This window comes from Brenneria izbisi, assembly GCF_025840185.1.
Taxonomy (GTDB): Bacteria; Pseudomonadota; Gammaproteobacteria; order Enterobacterales; family Enterobacteriaceae; genus Brenneria; species Brenneria izbisi.
In genome coordinates, this window is the sequence record NZ_JAMPJU010000001.1 from 320,993 (window position 1) to 336,806 (window position 15,814).

The following is a 15,814-nucleotide window of genomic DNA, read 5'->3' on the forward strand; positions in this document are numbered from 1 at the left end:
GTCACACGGCGTGTCATTCAACATGATGAAGGATTAACAAGATGAAAAGACGTTCATTGCTAAAAGTATTCGCGCTTTCCGCAACGGCTGTCAGTATGGGGCTGTCATGGCACGTACAGGCGGCGGAGACGATCAAGGTCGGTATTATGCATTCCCTTTCCGGCACGATGGCGATTTCCGAAACGCCGCTGAAGGATGTGGCGCTGATGACCATCGACGAGATTAACGCCAAAGGCGGGGTGCTGGGCAAGAAACTGGAACCGGTGGTGGTTGACCCGGCCTCCAACTGGCCGTTGTTTGCCGAAAAAGCCCGTCAGTTGCTGACGCAGGACAAGGTGGCCGTGGTGTTCGGCAGTTGGACGTCCGTATCGCGCAAATCCGTGTTGCCGGTGTTTGAGGAACTAAACGGTCTGCTGTTCTATCCGGTGCAGTACGAAGGGGAAGAGATGTCGCCGAACGTGTTCTACACCGGCGCAGCGCCCAATCAGCAGGCGATCCCGGCGGTGGAATACCTGATGAGCGAAGACGGCGGCGAGGCGAAGCGCTTCTTCCTGCTAGGTACTGACTATGTTTATCCGCGGACCACCAATAAGATCCTGCGGGCTTTCCTGCAGACAAAAGGCGTTCAGGATAAAGATATCGCGGAAGTCTATACCCCGTTCGGTCACAGCGATTACCAGACTATCGTTTCCGATATCAAAAAGTTCTCCGCCGGGGGCAAGACCGCAGTGGTGTCCACTATCAATGGCGACTCCAACGTGCCTTTCTATAAAGAATTGGCCAATCAGGGCATCAAAGCGACCGATGTGCCGGTGGTGGCTTTCTCGGTGGGGGAAGAAGAACTGCGCGGCATTGATACCAAACCGCTGGTGGGACATTTAGCGGCGTGGAACTACTTCCAATCGGTGGAGAACCCGACCAACACCGCCTTTGTCGCCGCCTACAAAGCCTATGCCAAAGCGCGCAATCTGCCGAATGCGGATTCTGTGGTGACCAATGATCCGATGGAAGCCACCTATGTCGGGATGCATATGTGGGCGCAGGCGGTGGAGAAAGCGGGCAGCACCGAGGTGGATAAAGTGCGCGCGGCGATGGCGGGGCAAACGTTCGCCGCGCCAAGCGGTTTTACGCTGACGATGGATAACACCAACCATCATCTGCATAAGCCGGTGATGATTGGCGAAATTGAAGAGAATGGCCAGTTCAACGTGGTTTGGCAGACCGAACAACCGGTGCGTGCTCAGCCGTGGAGTCCGTATATCGCCGGTAATGACAAAAAGCCCGACTATCCGGTGAAAGCCGCGCAGTAACGGATTTCCTTCAGTTTCCTGCGTTCCCTGCGCCGTGCGCGGCGCAGGGATAACCCCTTTTTTGCTATGACGGACATTGCGATGATTATTCGTCAATTAGGTAACTTACTGCTGTCGCTGTGTCTGGTGATCCCTGCCATCGCGCACGCGGGGCCGGCGACGGAGTTTGCCGCCGCCAACCGTAGTCAGCAGGCGGATCTGCTCCAGCGGTGGGCGGCTGCGCCACAAGCTGAGCGTTTGCCGCTGTTGCAGGCGCTGCGCAGCGAATCGATTGTCGTCGATGAAAAAAAACAGCCGTTCATCGATGTTCAAGGCGCGCTGACGCCGCTGGAGGGCGATGCCAGACCGGTAGGCGGCACCCGCAAACTGTTTATGAATAACCGTCTGCGGGTACTGGCCGCCACCGCGCTGGCGTCCCATCAACTGGTCAGCGAAGATGCCGCGACGCGCTTGCAGGCGGCGCGGATGTTGCAGCGCGATAGCGCAGGCGAACAACTGCCGCTGTTGATGCAGCGTCTTGTGGTGGAAAAAGATCGCGAGGTGCATGACGCGTTGACGATTGCCGTCGCCGCCCGGCAACTGACCGACGCCGATGCGCAGGTGCGCCTTGCGGCGGTGAAACGACTGGGACAAACCGGCGATCCGCAAATGCAGGCGCGATTGCAGCAGTTGACCCAGCCGCAGTATGAAGCGGATACCGGGGTGCGGGCGGCGGCGCAGGCGAGTCTGGAGCAGATCAAACAACGCCTGATGTTGGGGGAATGGCTGGGACAGGCGTTCAGCGGCCTATCGCTCGGTTCCATTCTGTTGCTAGCCGCGCTGGGGCTGGCTATCACCTACGGTCTGCTGGGGGTGATCAACATGGCGCACGGTGAAATGCTGATGCTGGGGGCGTATTCCACCTGGCTGGTGCAGTCGCTGTTTCAACGTTTCGCCCCGGAGTGGCTGGCTTATTACCCGTTGCTGGCGCTGCCGGTCGCGTTCTTTATCACCGCCGCGCTGGGGATGGCGCTGGAGCGAACGGTGATCCGTCATCTCTATGGCCGTCCACTGGAAACGCTGCTGGCGACCTGGGGGATCAGCCTGATGTTGATCCAACTGGTGCGCATGTTGTTTGGCACTCAGAATCTGGAAGTGGCGAATCCGGCCTGGCTGTCCGGCGGGTTACGTGTCCTGCCGAATCTGGTGCTGCCTTATAACCGTATTGCCGTGATCCTGTTTGTGATGGGGGTGTTGCTGCTGACCTGGCTGCTGCTGAATAAAACCCGGCTTGGTATGAACGTGCGGGCGGTTACGCAAAACCGCGCGATGGCGGATTGCTGCGGGGTGCCGACCGGACGCGTCGATATGCTGGCTTTCGGGCTGGGTTCCGGCATCGCCGGACTGGGCGGCGTGGCGTTGTCGCAGATAGGCAATGTCGGCCCGGAATTGGGGCAAGGTTATATCATCGACTCCTTTCTGGTGGTGGTGCTGGGCGGTGTCGGTCAACTGGCGGGAACGGTGGTCGCCGCGTTTGGACTGGGCATTCTCAACAAGATTCTGGAGCCGCAGATCGGCGCGGTGCTGGGAAAAATTCTGATTCTGGCGCTGATCGTGTTGTTTATTCAGAAACGGCCACAAGGCTTGTTTGCATTAAAAGGACGGGTGATTGACTGATGACACAACCAATAGCGTTAACCCTGACGAAAAAAGCCCCGCGGCTGACGCTCGGTATTGGCGCCGTCGTGTTGCTGGCGCTGCTGATATTGCCGTTTTGCGCGCTGCTGCCGCCGGATCATCCGCTGGCGCTTTCAACCTATACCCTGACGCTGATCGGCAAAATCCTGTGCTATGCGATTGTCGCCGTGGCGCTGGATCTGGTGTGGGGCTACGCCGGATTGTTGTCGCTCGGCCACGGTTTGTTCTTTGCGCTGGGCGGCTATGCGATGGGCATGTATCTGATGCGTCAGGTGGCTGGAGACGGCTTGCCGGCGTTTATGTCGTTTCTGTCGTGGAGTGAACTGCCGTGGTTCTGGGCGGGCACCCAGCACTTTGCCTGGGCGCTGTGCCTGATTGTGCTGGCGCCGGGGATACTGGCGCTGATCTTCGGTTGGTTCGCCTTCCGCTCGAAAATCAAAGGCGTCTATTTTTCGATCATGACTCAGGCGCTGACCTATGCCGGCATGCTACTGTTTTTCCGTAACGAAACCGGCTTCGGCGGCAACAATGGCTTTACCGGTTTCACTACCCTGATGGGATTCCCGATCACAGCGACAGGGACGCGCATCGCGCTGTTTGTCGCCACGGTCTTGCTGCTGATTATCAGTCTGGCGATTGGTTTCGCGTTGGCGCGCAGCAAGTTTGGCCGGGTGTTGACCGCCGTGCGTGACGCGGAAAATCGCCTGATGTTCTGCGGCTATGATCCGAAAGGTTTCAAGTTGTTCGTCTGGACGCTCTCCGCCGTGCTGTGCGGACTGGCCGGCGCGCTGTATGTGCCGCAGGTGGGCATTATCAACCCCAGCGAAATGTCGCCCACCAATTCGATCGAAGCCGCCATCTGGGTTGCGCTCGGCGGGCGGGGGACGCTGGTCGGCCCGTTGCTGGGCGCCGGGATTGTCAACGGCGCGAAAAGCTGGTTTACCGTGGCTTTCCCGGAATACTGGCTGTTCTTTCTGGGATTGATGTTCATTCTTGTTACGCTGTTTCTGCCGCGTGGCGTCATTGGTTTGCTTAACCGGAGGAAACATGACTGAGCCGTTATTCGCGCAAACGCACCCCGCGGATCGTCGCCGCCATCAGACTGACCCGGTGCTGCAACTGGATAACATTAACGTCAGCTTTGATGGTTTTCGCGCGCTGACCGATTTGTCATTACACATCGGCGTGGGTGAACTGCGTTGCATTATCGGTCCGAACGGCGCGGGCAAAACCACGTTGATGGATGTGATCACCGGCAAAACCCGACCGGATAACGGCACGGTGTTCTACGATCAGCACACCGACCTGACTACGCTTTCACCGGTAGAGATCGCCCGCGTCGGAATAGGTCGAAAATTTCAGAAGCCGACGGTATTTGAGGCGCTGACGGTATTCGAGAATCTTGAGATCGCGCTGAAAACCGATAAGTCAGTATGGGCCTGCCTGCGTGCGCGGCTTGACAGCGAGCAGCGCGACCGGATTGACGATGTATTGACGTTGTTGCGGCTGGGCGATGAGCGCCGGCGTCCTGCCGGCTTATTATCACATGGTCAAAAACAGTTTCTGGAAATCGGCATGCTGCTGGTGCAGGAGCCGCACCTGTTGCTGCTTGACGAGCCAGCCGCCGGGATGACCGATGCCGAAACCGATTACACCGCCGAACTGTTTCGCCGTCTGGCGGGCAAACATTCATTGATGGTGGTGGAGCATGACATGGGATTTGTGGAAACCATTGCCGATCATGTGACGGTACTGCATCAGGGGCAGGTGCTGGCGGAAGGTTCGCTGCGCGAGGTGCAGGCCGATGAGCAGGTTATCGATGTTTATCTGGGGCGCTGACATGTTGCAGATCACTGAACTTAATCAATATTACGGCGGCAGCCATATTTTGCGCGGGCTGTCTTTTGAGGCCAATCCCGGCGAAATCACCTGTTTGCTGGGGCGTAACGGCGTTGGCAAGACCACGTTGCTGAAGTGTTTGATGGGATTGATCCCCGCGAAATCAGGGACTATTCGCTGGCAAGGGGAGGTGATCAATACCCGTAAACCGCACCAGCGCGTGCAGGCGGGGATCGCTTATGTTCCGCAGGGACGGGAAATTTTTCCGCGTCTGACGGTGGAGGAGAATCTGCTGATGGGGTTGTCGCGCTTTCCGGGCGCGCAGGCCAGGCAGGTGCCTGATGAGATTTACCGGTTGTTTCCGGTGCTGGATGAAATGAAGCAGCGACGCGGCGGCGATTTGTCCGGTGGTCAGCAACAGCAATTAGCCATCGGGCGGGCGCTGGCTGGCCGGCCGCAACTGTTGATCCTTGATGAGCCGACCGAAGGGATTCAGCCTTCGGTGATTAAAGAGATCGGCGCGGTGATCCGTCAACTGGCGCAGCGCGGCGACATGGCTATCCTGCTGGTGGAACAGTTTTATGATTTTGCCGCGGAACTGGCCGATAGCTATCTGGTGATGTCGCGCGGTGAAATCGTGCAACGGGGGCGCGGCGCGGACATGGCGCGCGACGGCGTGCGAGAATTAGTGGCGATTTAGTTTTACGTCCCGGCGCGCGCCTTGTCAGGCGCGTGCCGCTTTGCGGCATGGCAACACCGTGCCTTTCGCGCACAACATTGCGCTGAACTGATCTGTGTCGTTTCCATACCACGCAGTTTGTCAATGCATCACATTGCTCCTCATTATCCCTGTCGTTTTTGTCTCCTTTACAACAATTGGTCACGTTATTGTTCCTAATCATGCGCGCCCCCTAAAATAAATTTTATTTTTTATTTTTAATAATCATTTGCTTAACGTCTTTTCCGAGACTGGTACGCCCCCTGCAACATAAACCGGACATTCACTGTGAAAGAGGAAGACATTATGGCAATCCGTCAGTGTGCCATTTATGGCAAGGGGGGGATCGGCAAATCCACCACCACCCAGAATCTGGTGGCGGCGCTCGCCGAACTGGGTAAGAAAGTCATGATTATCGGCTGCGATCCGAAAGCGGACTCAACGCGCCTGATTCTGCATGCCAAAGCGCAGAACACCATTATGGAAATGGCCGCCGAAGTTGGCTCCGTCGAAGATCTGGAGTTGGAGGACGTACTGCAAATCGGTTACGGCGGCGTGCGTTGCGCCGAGTCGGGCGGGCCGGAGCCGGGCGTTGGCTGCGCCGGTCGCGGCGTCATTACCGCCATCAATTTTCTGGAAGAAGAGGGCGCGTATGAAGACGATCTGGATTTCGTGTTTTATGACGTGCTGGGCGACGTGGTGTGCGGCGGATTCGCCATGCCGATCCGGGAAAACAAGGCACAGGAAATCTACATTGTGTGCTCCGGCGAAATGATGGCGATGTATGCGGCCAACAATATCAGCAAAGGGATCGTGAAATACGCGAAATCCGGCAAGGTTCGTCTGGGCGGATTGATTTGCAACTCGCGTCAGACTGATCGCGAAGATGAGTTAATCATCGCGCTGGCCGACAAACTGGGTACGCAGATGATTCACTTCGTGCCGCGCGACAACATTGTTCAGCGCGCCGAAATCCGCCGTATGACGGTGATTGAATACGATCCGACCTGCGCGCAGGCGGATGAATATCGCACTCTGGCCAATAAGATCGTCAACAACACCAAGATGGTGGTGCCGACGCCCGTCACCATGGATGAATTGGAAGCCTTATTGATGGAATTCGGCATTCTGGATGAAGAAGACGAAGCCATTATCGGTAAAACCGCGGCGGAAGAAGCCACATCCGCCTGAGGAGTCATGCCATGACAGACACCATTACGCAACAAAATCAGGCGCTGATTCAGGAAGTGCTGGAAGTCTTTCCCGATAAAGCCCGCAAAGAGCGCGCCAAACACATCATGACGGTGGACGCCGGGATGGAATCGGTAGGGAAATGCATGACGTCCAACCGCAAATCCCAGCCTGGGGTCATGACGGTACGCGGCTGCGCCTATGCCGGTTCCAAAGGGGTGGTGTTCGGCCCGATCAAAGATATGGTTCATATCTCACACGGGCCGATTGGCTGCGGACAATACTCCCGCGCCGGACGCCGCAACTACTACACCGGCACCAGCGGCGTCGACAGCTTCGGCACCCTAAATTTCACCTCCGATTTTCAGGAGAAGGACATCGTGTTCGGCGGCGATAAAAAGCTACGCAAACTGATCGATGAACTCGAACTGCTGTTTCCGCTGAGCAAGGGGATCAGCGTACAGTCGGAATGCCCGGTAGGGTTGATTGGCGACGATATCGAAGCCGTGGCGCGTTCAGCCAAAGAGGAAATCGGCAAGCCGATCGTACCGGTGCGCTGCGAAGGTTTTCGCGGCGTATCGCAATCGCTGGGGCATCATATCGCCAACGATGTGATCCGCGACTGGGTGCTGCCAGCCCGTGAAGATCAGGCGTTTGCCGCCACGCCGTATGACGTCGCCATTATTGGTGACTACAACATCGGCGGCGATGCCTGGTCATCCCGTATTCTGCTGGAAGAGATGGGCCTGCGGGTGGTCGCCCAATGGTCGGGCGACGGCACGCTGGTGGAAATGGAGAATACGCCCAAAGTTAAACTCAATCTGGTGCATTGCTATCGTTCGATGAATTACATCTCACGTCACATGGAGGAGAAGTACGGCATTCCCTGGATGGAGTACAACTTCTTCGGGCCGACGCAGATCGCCGCGTCGCTGCGCAAGATTGCCGCGCTGTTCGACAGTACCATCCAGGCGAACGCGGAAGCGGTGATTGCTCGCTATCAGGCGCAGACGGAGGCGGTCATCGCCAAATACCGTCCGCGTCTGGAAGGGAAAAACGTGCTGTTGTACGTCGGCGGTTTACGTCCCCGTCATGTAATTGGCGCCTATGAAGATCTCGGTATGGAGATCATGGCCGCCGGTTACGAATTTGCCCATAACGACGACTATGACCGCACGTTGCCGGCGTTGAAGCAGGGAACGTTGTTGTTTGACGACCTCAGCACCTATGAACTCGAAGCGTTCGTCAAACGCCTGAAACCGGATCTGGTGGGGTCGGGGATCAAAGAGAAATATGTGTTCCAGAAGATGGGGATGCCGTTTAGACAAATCCACTCCTGGGATTATTCCGGCCCTTATCACGGTTACGACGGTTTTGCGATCTTCGCCCGCGATATGGATATGACGCTGAATAACCCCTGCTGGAAACAACTGAATGCGCCCTGGCTGAAATCCGCTGAGGCCTGACGACCCGTTTATCCCGTTAGTTCACCGATTTGTGGCGCGGGAGGAGTAATACGATGAGCCAGAATACTGAGAAAGTCACTCCCTGTTATCCGTTGTTTGAACAACCGGAATATCAGGCGCTGTTCGCCAGCAAAAGCGAGTTGGAAGAGTCATACAGCAAGGAGCGCGTACAGGACGTTTTTCAATGGACCACCACGCCGGAATATGAGGCGTTGAATTTTCAGCGTGAAGCGCTGACGATCGATCCGGCGAAAGCCTGCCAGCCATTGGGCGCGGTGCTATGTTCGCTGGGTTTTGAGAAAACGTTGCCGTATGTCCACGGTTCTCAGGGGTGCGTCGCCTATTTTCGTACCTATTTCAACCGTCATTTTAAAGAGCCGGTGGCCTGCGTATCCGATTCGATGACGGAAGATGCGGCGGTGTTCGGCGGTAATAACAACCTGAATCAGGGATTGCAGAACGCCAGCGCGTTGTACAAGCCGGAAGTGATTGCCGTGTCCACCACCTGCATGGCGGAAGTGATCGGGGATGACTTGCAGGCTTTCATCAGCAACGCCAAAAAAGATGGCTTTGTGGATGAGTCCACGCCAGTGCCTTACGCCCATACCCCCAGTTTTATCGGCAGCCACATTACCGGCTGGGACAATATGTTTGAAGGCTTTGCCCGCACCTTTACTCAAAGCGCGGAAAACTATCAGGTCGGCAGCAACGCTAAGATCAACCTGGTAACAGGCTTTGAAACCTATCTCGGCAACTACCGGGTAATGAAGCGGATGATGGCGCAGATGGCGGTGCCGTGTTCGCTGCTTTCCGATCCGTCAGAGATATTGGATACCCCGGCAGACGGTCATTATCGTCTCTATTCCGGCGGCACGACGCAGGATGAAATGCGCGACGCGCCTAACGCGATCGATACGCTGTTGTTGCAGCCCTGGCATTTAACCAAAACCAAAAAAGTGGTGAAAGAGGACTGGGGCCAGCCGGGAACGGAGATCAGCGTACCGATGGGGTTGGCAGGCACCGATGATTTTCTGATGACCGTCAGCCAACTGACCGGCAAACCGATCCCCGAATCGCTGGCGCTCGAACGCGGGCGGCTGGTGGACATGATGCTGGATTCCCATACCTGGCTGCACGGCAAACGCTTTGGTATTTATGGCGATCCCGATTTCCTGATGGGGCTGACGCGTTTCCTGCTGGAGTTGGGCTGTGAACCGGCGGTGATCCTCTGTCATAACGGCAACAAGCGCTGGCAGAAAGGCATGAAAAAACTGCTGGCGTCGTCACCCTATGGCAGCGACAGCGAAGTGTTCATCAACTGTGATCTGTGGCATTTCCGCTCGCTGATGTTCACGCGTCAGCCGGATTTCATGATCGGCAACTCTTACGGAAAGTTTATCCAGCGTGATACCAGAGCCAAGGGCGAGCAGTTCGAGGTTCCGCTGATCCGCATCGGGTTCCCGATCTTCGATCGTCACCACTTGCACCGGGCGACCACCTGGGGCTATGAGGGCGCGATGGCGATGTTGACCACGCTGGTGAACGCCATCCTGGAGAAACTCGACAGCGACACGATGGCGCTGGGTAAAACCGATTACGGTTATGACCTGATCCGCTAACGCGAAAGCCTTCCGGCATCGCGATGCCGGAAGGCTTGCCCGCTTCACAGGAGGACGCATGGCCAATATTATTTTCCGCCAGCTTACCGACGGTATGCACTGTTATATCGCTAAAAAGGATCTGGAAGCCAGAGTCACGTTTCTTGAGTTCGATCAGACAGACAACTGGGGGGGCCGGATTGAACTGGAGGGCGGGCAGACGTGGTTTGTCGCGCCATTAACGGCAAGACCCGCATTTCCCGTGACGTTACGGGCGAAAAAATGTGAAAGCTGATTATCGGCCACCACTTTTCCACCACGACCACTACCGGAGACGCTCATGAGCCTGACTCGGGATGATTTACTTTTCTGGCGGCTGTTTGCGTTGGCGCAACTGTTGCCGGAAATTACCCCCGCCACATTGATTAAATGGCTGGAAACGACCTGTAATGAAGCGCTGACGCTGGAGCGCCTGTCGTCACTGTCGCTGGATGAACTTTCCCGCCACGCGCCATTGGGTAAAGCTGCCTTGAGCGTGGCGCGCTGGCAGCAAATTATGGATTGTCTGAACGGCAATCTGCCCGCGCATCTGACGGAACAGTCGGAGCGCTGTCACGGACAGCCGTTGCGAGTGGCGTTTGCTTCCAGCAACGGATTGACGGTAAACGGCCATTTCGGTCAATGCCGTCTGTTTTTCATTTACGCCTGGGATAAACAAGGGCCGTTCCTGAGCGCGATGCGCCGTTATCAGCCACAGGAAAGCGAAGACGGCAACGAAGGACGGTTACGGTTGCTGACGGATTGCCATTTGTTGTTTTGCGAATCAATCGGCGGCCCGGCGGCGGCGAAAGTGATTCGGCATAATATCCACCCGATCAAAGTCCCTGCCGCCACGGCCATTGATGAACAGCTTCAAACACTACAAGGCATGATCGACGAACATATGCCGCCGTGGTTGGCGAAACGTCTGGGCAAGGTCAACCCGCTGCATCAGCGGCGATTTGGGCTGTAATACACCGCCAGACCAGAAAAAAAGGCCGTCGGTTCGGCGGCCTCATACTACGGATAGGCCACTGATAGCCTGTATATTTCACGGTTTTGTCCCCTCAAGGCGTAAAGAATGATGCTGAGGTGGGCATGACCGGCGAGTGAGCGACAGGACGTCGCGAAAGCCAGTGCCGCGTCGGGAACGCGTCACTGGCGGCTTCGAATAGCGGGCATGAACGCCGAGGGCACCGCGTCAGCGGCATAATTCCCGCCAAAAGCCCGGGTTCTCAGGGCGCTGGCGACGGAGCGCCCTGAGTCGTGCGTGGCGCGAGAGTCACAGAAAAATGCCGCTTATTGATCACGCACGAAACCGTCTCCGTTCTTTGCATAATAGAGAATTATTTCGTGACGTGAATGTTAGTCATCAAACTCAAGCCGTCGGTTCGGCGGCCTTCATCATGATGAAGCGTAATCATTGATTGACGGGCGCGGCGGGCGTCGGTTCCGCTTCGGTGATCGGCGCCGGCTGGGTGGCGTCCGGCGTCGTCGTCTGTTGCGGCGTCGCTGCTGGCGCGTCCTGATGCATACTGTCCTTGATCGCCTGCGTCTGTTTCTGGGCGTCGGCGGAAAGCGTCTGCGCGCCGCTGATGGCGCGATCCTTGATATCTTTCGCCTGCTCAACAATCTGATCGCTCTGTTGCTTGGCCTGCTCCTTGATGACGCCCGCCTGCGCTTTGGCCTCATCCGTCAGGGTGCTGGCGCGTTGTTCTGCGTCTTTTTTAATCACTTCCGCTTCTGATTTCAGTTGATCGACTTGCGTCGATGCTTCTTTCTTCAGCGCATCGGCCTGTTGTTTGGCCGCATCGGTGAGTTGATCAGCTTTGTTGTCGGCGGCTTCTTTGATTTGATTGGCGTTATCCTTTGCCTTATCCAGTTGCGTATCCACTTTGGATGCATCATCACAGCCCGCGAGGGCTAACCCGATCAGCGAAGCCAACAGCACTTTATTCCATACTTTCATGATTCATGTTCCTGAAAATTAATGGGATGTTAAAAATACATAGTGTAATCATTATTTTATACAGCAAAAGCATAGTACAAATTTTGATATTTGCCGCATTGCGACAGGCGGCGTTGTTCAACGATTTTGCTGGCCGGTTTTCCGTAATCCGGTCAGAGGTGCTGACAATCATTGTTGGCTTTGTCGCACAAGCTACAATGATAATTTTTTAAAAATCAGATAAATAGACTATGGCGCGCCAATTGCAACATGACTTGCGGAGTCACACTAACTGTGCCGAGGTGAGTAATGAGAAATAGCGATATCGTGGCGTTAATGGATCAACCGGCCTGCGATCATAATGGCGGCCAGAAATCCGGTTGTAGCGCGCCTCAGCCTGGTACGGCGGCAGGAGGATGCGCCTTCGACGGCGCGCAGATTACGTTGTTGCCGATAGCCGATGTCGCGCATCTGGTTCACGGCCCCATCGGATGTGCGGGCAGTTCCTGGGATAACCGCGGCAGTCACAGTTCCGGGCCGCAGATAAACCGGTTGGGTTTTACCACCGATATGAGTGAGCAGGACGTGATCATGGGACACGGCGAACGCCGTCTGTTTCATGCGATCCGGCACATTGTCGAACGCTATAACCCGGCGGCGGTATTTATCTATAACACCTGCGTGCCGGCGATGGAGGGGGATGATATTGAGGCAGTGTGCCGGGCGGCGGAACAGGTCAATCATGTCCCGGTCATCGCCATCGACGCCGCCGGGTTTTACGGCAGCAAGAATCTGGGTAACCGCATCGCGGGCGAGATCATGGCGAAAAAGGTGGTTGGTCAGCGGGAACCCGCGCCCTGGCCGGCTGAGTTCGCCATTCCCGCAGAGCAAGGCCACAGCATCGGCCTGATTGGTGAATTCAATATCGCGGGCGAGTTCTGGCATGTGTTGCCGTTGCTGGATCAATTGGGCATTCGCGTATTAGGCAGTTTGTCCGGCGATGCCCGCTTTGCCGAGCTTCAGACCTTGCACCGCGCCGAAGCCAACATGCTGGTGTGTTCGCGGGCATTGATTAATGTCGCGCGCTATCTGGAGTTGCATTACGGCACGCCCTGGTTCGAGGGCAGCTTTTACGGGATCAGGGAAATGTCCGCCTCCTTGCGCACGCTGGTTGGGCTGCTCAGGGACGATGATTTGCAGGCGCGCGCGGAACGGCTGATCCAACAGGAGACGCGGGCGGCGAATCAGGCGCTGGCGCCCTATCGTCAGCGCCTGAAAGGTAAACGCGCGCTGCTGTACACCGGCGGGGTGAAATCCTGGTCGGTGGTGTCGGCGTTGCAGGATCTGGGGTTGGATGTGGTCGCCACTGGTACGAAAAAATCGACGGAAGAGGACAAATTCCGCATTCGCGAACTGATGGGCGAAGACGCGATAATGCTGGATGACGGCAATGCCCGTCTGCTGCTGGATACCGCCTACCGCTACAACGCCGACATCATGATTGCCGGCGGACGCAACATGTACACCGCCTATAAAGCCCGTCTGCCGTTTCTGGATATCAATCAGGAACGAGAACACGCTTTTGCCGGGTATCAGGGCATTGTGGCGCTCGCCCGTCAGCTTTGTCTCACGCTGGAAAGCCCTATCTGGTCACAAGTCAGTCGCCGGGCTCCCTGGCAACACTGAGTAAGGAGAAATTCAATGGCTCAGATCCTCAAGTCAGTCAAACCTCTGGCGACCAGCCCGATTAAAAGCGGGCAACCTCTGGGCGCCATTTTAGCCAGTATGGGGCTGGAAGGTTGTATTCCGCTGGTGCACGGCGCTCAGGGATGCAGCGCCTTTGCGAAAGTCTTTTTTATCCAGCATTTCCATGAACCTATCCCGCTGCAAACCACGGCGATGGACCCCATTACCACCATTATGGGATCGAATAACAATGTGTTGACGGCGCTGTCGGTACTGTGTGAGCGCCATAATCCGCGCATTATCGTGATATTAAGCACCGGATTGTCTGAAGCGCAGGGCACCGATCTGGCGTTGGCGTTGCGACAGTTCCGCGAAGAACACCCCAAATACCAGTCGGTGATGATAATTACCGCCAATTCGCCGGATTTTTATGGCTCGATGGAAAATGGTTACGCCGCGGTGCTGGAGGGCGTGATTGAACAGTGTGTGCCAGCCACGATGCCGAAAGGGATACGCAAAAAGCGGGTGAACCTGCTGCTGGGGCATATGTTGACGCCGGGTGATCATGAGCAAATCCGTCGTTATGTGGAAGCCTTTGGCCTGCAACCGGTGATGTTGCCGGATTTGGCCGGCTCGCTGGACGGACATCTGACCGACGGGGATTTTTCAGCGCTCACTCAGGGCGGAACCTCGGTACGTGAACTGGAACAGATGGGACAGAGCGTTTCCACCATAGCCATCGGCGTATCGCTTCAGCGGGCGGCGCGGTTGCTGGAAAACCGCTGTCAGACGCCGTCGTTCTGGATACCGCATCTGATGACGATGGAACAATGCGACAACGTCATCCAGCATCTGCAAATGATCGCCGGACGTGAGGTGCCGGCCTGGATCGAGCGCCAGCGCGGACAGTTGCAGGATGCGATGATCGATACCCATGTCTGGTTGCAGGATAAACGGCTGATCATCGCGGCGGAAGGCGATCTGTTGGCGGCCTGGCTGGATTTTGCCATCAGTCAGGGCATCCGGCCTCAATATGTGGTCGCCCCGACAAATCAACCGGGGCTGTCGTCATTGCCGGTCGCGGAAGTGCAGATCGGCGATCTGGAGGATGTGGAAGATAAGCTGCGTATTCAACCGGCGGATATGCTGTGTGCGAATTCTCATGGCGCGCTGCTGGCGGAAAAATACCATCTGCCGCTGATCCGCATCGGTTTCCCGCTGTTTGACCGCATCGGCGAGTTCCGCCGTTTGCGGCAGGGATACAGCGGTATGCGCGACACTTTGTTCGAACTGGCGAACGCCATGCGGCAGACGCACCACGAGATGCCGGTTTATCACTCGCCCTTGAAACAGGACTTTTCACTGGCGCCTGGTCAGGAACCCTTCATGGAGGCAAGACCATGAAGCATTTAGCCCGTCAATTAGCCGTTCCCTCCGCCGACAGATGGGTGATCCGCATTGCGTTCGCCAGCGTCGATCTGCGCGTGGTCGATCAGCATTTTGGTTCGTCGCCCCGGCTGGCGATTTATGGCGTGCGCAGCGAAGAAGCGCAACTGCTGGAAGTCGCCGATTTTACGGTCTGTCAGGGGCATAACGAAGATAAGCTCCTCAGCCGCATCAATGCGTTGGAAGGGTGTTTCACCTTGTATTGCACCGCCATCGGGGATACGGCTTTCCGGCAGTTGCTCGGCATCGGAGTACGAGCGGTCAATGTGCAGAGAAATACGCCGATCGCCATGCTGCTGGCGGATGCGCAAGCGTTATGCGATGACGGACGCATCAGAAAATCCCCGCGCCAGAAAGACCGCCACCGCTTCAATGTCATGATGCAGGAGAGCGGATGGTATGAGCGGGAATAACTGAAATATCCCCCTTGTCGACTGTGCGACAAACCCGACAATTACTGTGGTTTATGTCGCAGAGGAACACGCTTTTTTGACGCTATCTTGCTGATAAAACTCATTTTCGTGACTGGTATCACATTTGCAAAATGATAAATGACAGCTACAGGAGCGAAACCATGATCCATATCGATGCAGTGACGCTAAATCAACTCCGTCTGCGTCAGCAACGGCGCGGACAACCCACGGCAGGGCTGGCGCTGGTGGTCGGCGGCGATGCCTGTCGGGGCTGGTCGGTGCGCATGGTATGGCGTTCCCAGGCATTACCCGATGATGAATGCCGTGAAATCGCCGGATTGCGCTTATTGGCATCAAAGCTGCACTGGCGACAGTTGGCGCAGGCCCGTATCCGTTCGGATACGCAGGGGATCTGGGTCGAGTTTCAGCCTTTGGGATGCCGGTGTGACAGTGGTGAATGCGCCGTATCAACATCATAAGTCG

At 56.4% G+C, this 15,814-nt stretch carries 15 protein-coding genes; 14 read left to right on the forward strand and 1 reads right to left on the reverse strand.

Annotated elements, in window-relative coordinates; genetic code table 11:
* Positions 1 to 41: 41 nt before the first annotated feature.
* From urtA to NC856_RS01500, 10 genes are all read left to right on the forward strand, one after another.
* Positions 42 to 1,310 carry an urea ABC transporter substrate-binding protein gene (gene urtA / locus NC856_RS01455; protein WP_264088634.1) on the forward strand — a complete coding sequence of 423 codons (1,269 nt, stop codon included), beginning with the start codon at positions 42 to 44 and terminating at the stop codon, positions 1,308 to 1,310.
* Between the two features lie 81 nt (positions 1,311 to 1,391).
* Positions 1,392 to 2,966: an urea ABC transporter permease subunit UrtB gene (urtB, locus tag NC856_RS01460; RefSeq protein WP_264088635.1), complete on the forward strand. Its 1,575-nt coding sequence runs from the start codon at positions 1,392 to 1,394 to the stop codon at positions 2,964 to 2,966.
* Positions 2,966 to 4,042 carry an urea ABC transporter permease subunit UrtC gene (urtC, locus tag NC856_RS01465; protein WP_264088637.1) on the forward strand — a complete coding sequence of 359 codons (1,077 nt, stop codon included), beginning with the start codon at positions 2,966 to 2,968 and terminating at the stop codon, positions 4,040 to 4,042. Before urtB ends, urtC begins: the two co-directional genes overlap by 1 nt.
* Positions 4,035 to 4,826 (forward strand): urea ABC transporter ATP-binding protein UrtD, encoded by a 792-nt coding sequence (urtD, locus tag NC856_RS01470; RefSeq protein WP_264088638.1) that lies wholly within the window; start codon positions 4,035 to 4,037, stop codon positions 4,824 to 4,826. Before urtC ends, urtD begins: the two co-directional genes overlap by 8 nt.
* Before the next feature lies 1 nt (position 4,827).
* The gene (gene urtE, locus NC856_RS01475; RefSeq protein WP_264088639.1) at positions 4,828 to 5,526 is read left to right on the forward strand and encodes an urea ABC transporter ATP-binding subunit UrtE; all 699 of its coding nucleotides are present in this window, start codon (positions 4,828 to 4,830) and stop codon (positions 5,524 to 5,526) included.
* Positions 5,527 to 5,850: 324 nt separating this feature from the next.
* Complete coding sequence (nifH, locus tag NC856_RS01480) at positions 5,851 to 6,735, forward strand: nitrogenase iron protein (RefSeq protein ID WP_113865220.1); 885 nt, start codon at positions 5,851 to 5,853, stop codon at positions 6,733 to 6,735.
* Between the two features lie 11 nt (positions 6,736 to 6,746).
* Positions 6,747 to 8,201, forward strand: coding sequence for a nitrogenase molybdenum-iron protein alpha chain (nifD, locus tag NC856_RS01485; RefSeq protein WP_264088640.1), 1,455 nt, complete (start codon positions 6,747 to 6,749; stop codon positions 8,199 to 8,201).
* Between the two features lie 53 nt (positions 8,202 to 8,254).
* Positions 8,255 to 9,820, forward strand: a complete 1,566-nt coding sequence (gene nifK / locus NC856_RS01490; RefSeq protein ID WP_264088641.1) for a nitrogenase molybdenum-iron protein subunit beta — start codon at positions 8,255 to 8,257, stop codon at positions 9,818 to 9,820.
* A 58-nt stretch (positions 9,821 to 9,878) separates the two neighbouring features.
* Positions 9,879 to 10,094, forward strand: coding sequence for a putative nitrogen fixation protein NifT (nifT, locus tag NC856_RS01495; protein WP_113865217.1), 216 nt, complete (start codon positions 9,879 to 9,881; stop codon positions 10,092 to 10,094).
* Positions 10,095 to 10,139: 45 nt separating this feature from the next.
* On the forward strand, positions 10,140 to 10,811 hold the full coding sequence (locus NC856_RS01500) for a NifB/NifX family molybdenum-iron cluster-binding protein (RefSeq protein WP_404802297.1): 672 nt from the start codon (positions 10,140 to 10,142) through the stop codon (positions 10,809 to 10,811).
* Between the two features lie 447 nt (positions 10,812 to 11,258).
* Here the strand turns inward: NC856_RS01500 and NC856_RS01505 are convergent, their stop codons facing one another.
* Positions 11,259 to 11,807 carry an E3 ubiquitin--protein ligase gene (locus tag NC856_RS01505; protein WP_264088642.1) on the reverse strand — a complete coding sequence of 183 codons (549 nt, stop codon included), beginning with the start codon at positions 11,805 to 11,807 and terminating at the stop codon, positions 11,259 to 11,261.
* A 288-nt stretch (positions 11,808 to 12,095) separates the two neighbouring features.
* Here NC856_RS01505 and nifE point away from each other — a divergent pair, with 288 nt between their 5' ends.
* The 4 genes from nifE to NC856_RS01525 all read left to right on the forward strand — a co-directional run bounded on the left by nifE (position 12,096) and on the right by NC856_RS01525 (position 15,810).
* Positions 12,096 to 13,472, forward strand: coding sequence for a nitrogenase iron-molybdenum cofactor biosynthesis protein NifE (gene nifE / locus NC856_RS01510; protein ID WP_264088643.1), 1,377 nt, complete (start codon positions 12,096 to 12,098; stop codon positions 13,470 to 13,472).
* A 15-nt stretch (positions 13,473 to 13,487) separates the two neighbouring features.
* Positions 13,488 to 14,876, forward strand: a complete 1,389-nt coding sequence (gene nifN / locus NC856_RS01515) for a nitrogenase iron-molybdenum cofactor biosynthesis protein NifN (RefSeq protein WP_264088644.1) — start codon at positions 13,488 to 13,490, stop codon at positions 14,874 to 14,876.
* On the forward strand, positions 14,873 to 15,331 hold the full coding sequence (locus NC856_RS01520) for a NifB/NifX family molybdenum-iron cluster-binding protein (RefSeq protein ID WP_264088645.1): 459 nt from the start codon (positions 14,873 to 14,875) through the stop codon (positions 15,329 to 15,331). Before nifN ends, NC856_RS01520 begins: the two co-directional genes overlap by 4 nt.
* A 161-nt stretch (positions 15,332 to 15,492) precedes the next feature.
* Complete coding sequence (locus NC856_RS01525) at positions 15,493 to 15,810, forward strand: hypothetical protein (RefSeq protein ID WP_264088646.1); 318 nt, start codon at positions 15,493 to 15,495, stop codon at positions 15,808 to 15,810.
* Positions 15,811 to 15,814: the final 4 nt, after the last annotated feature.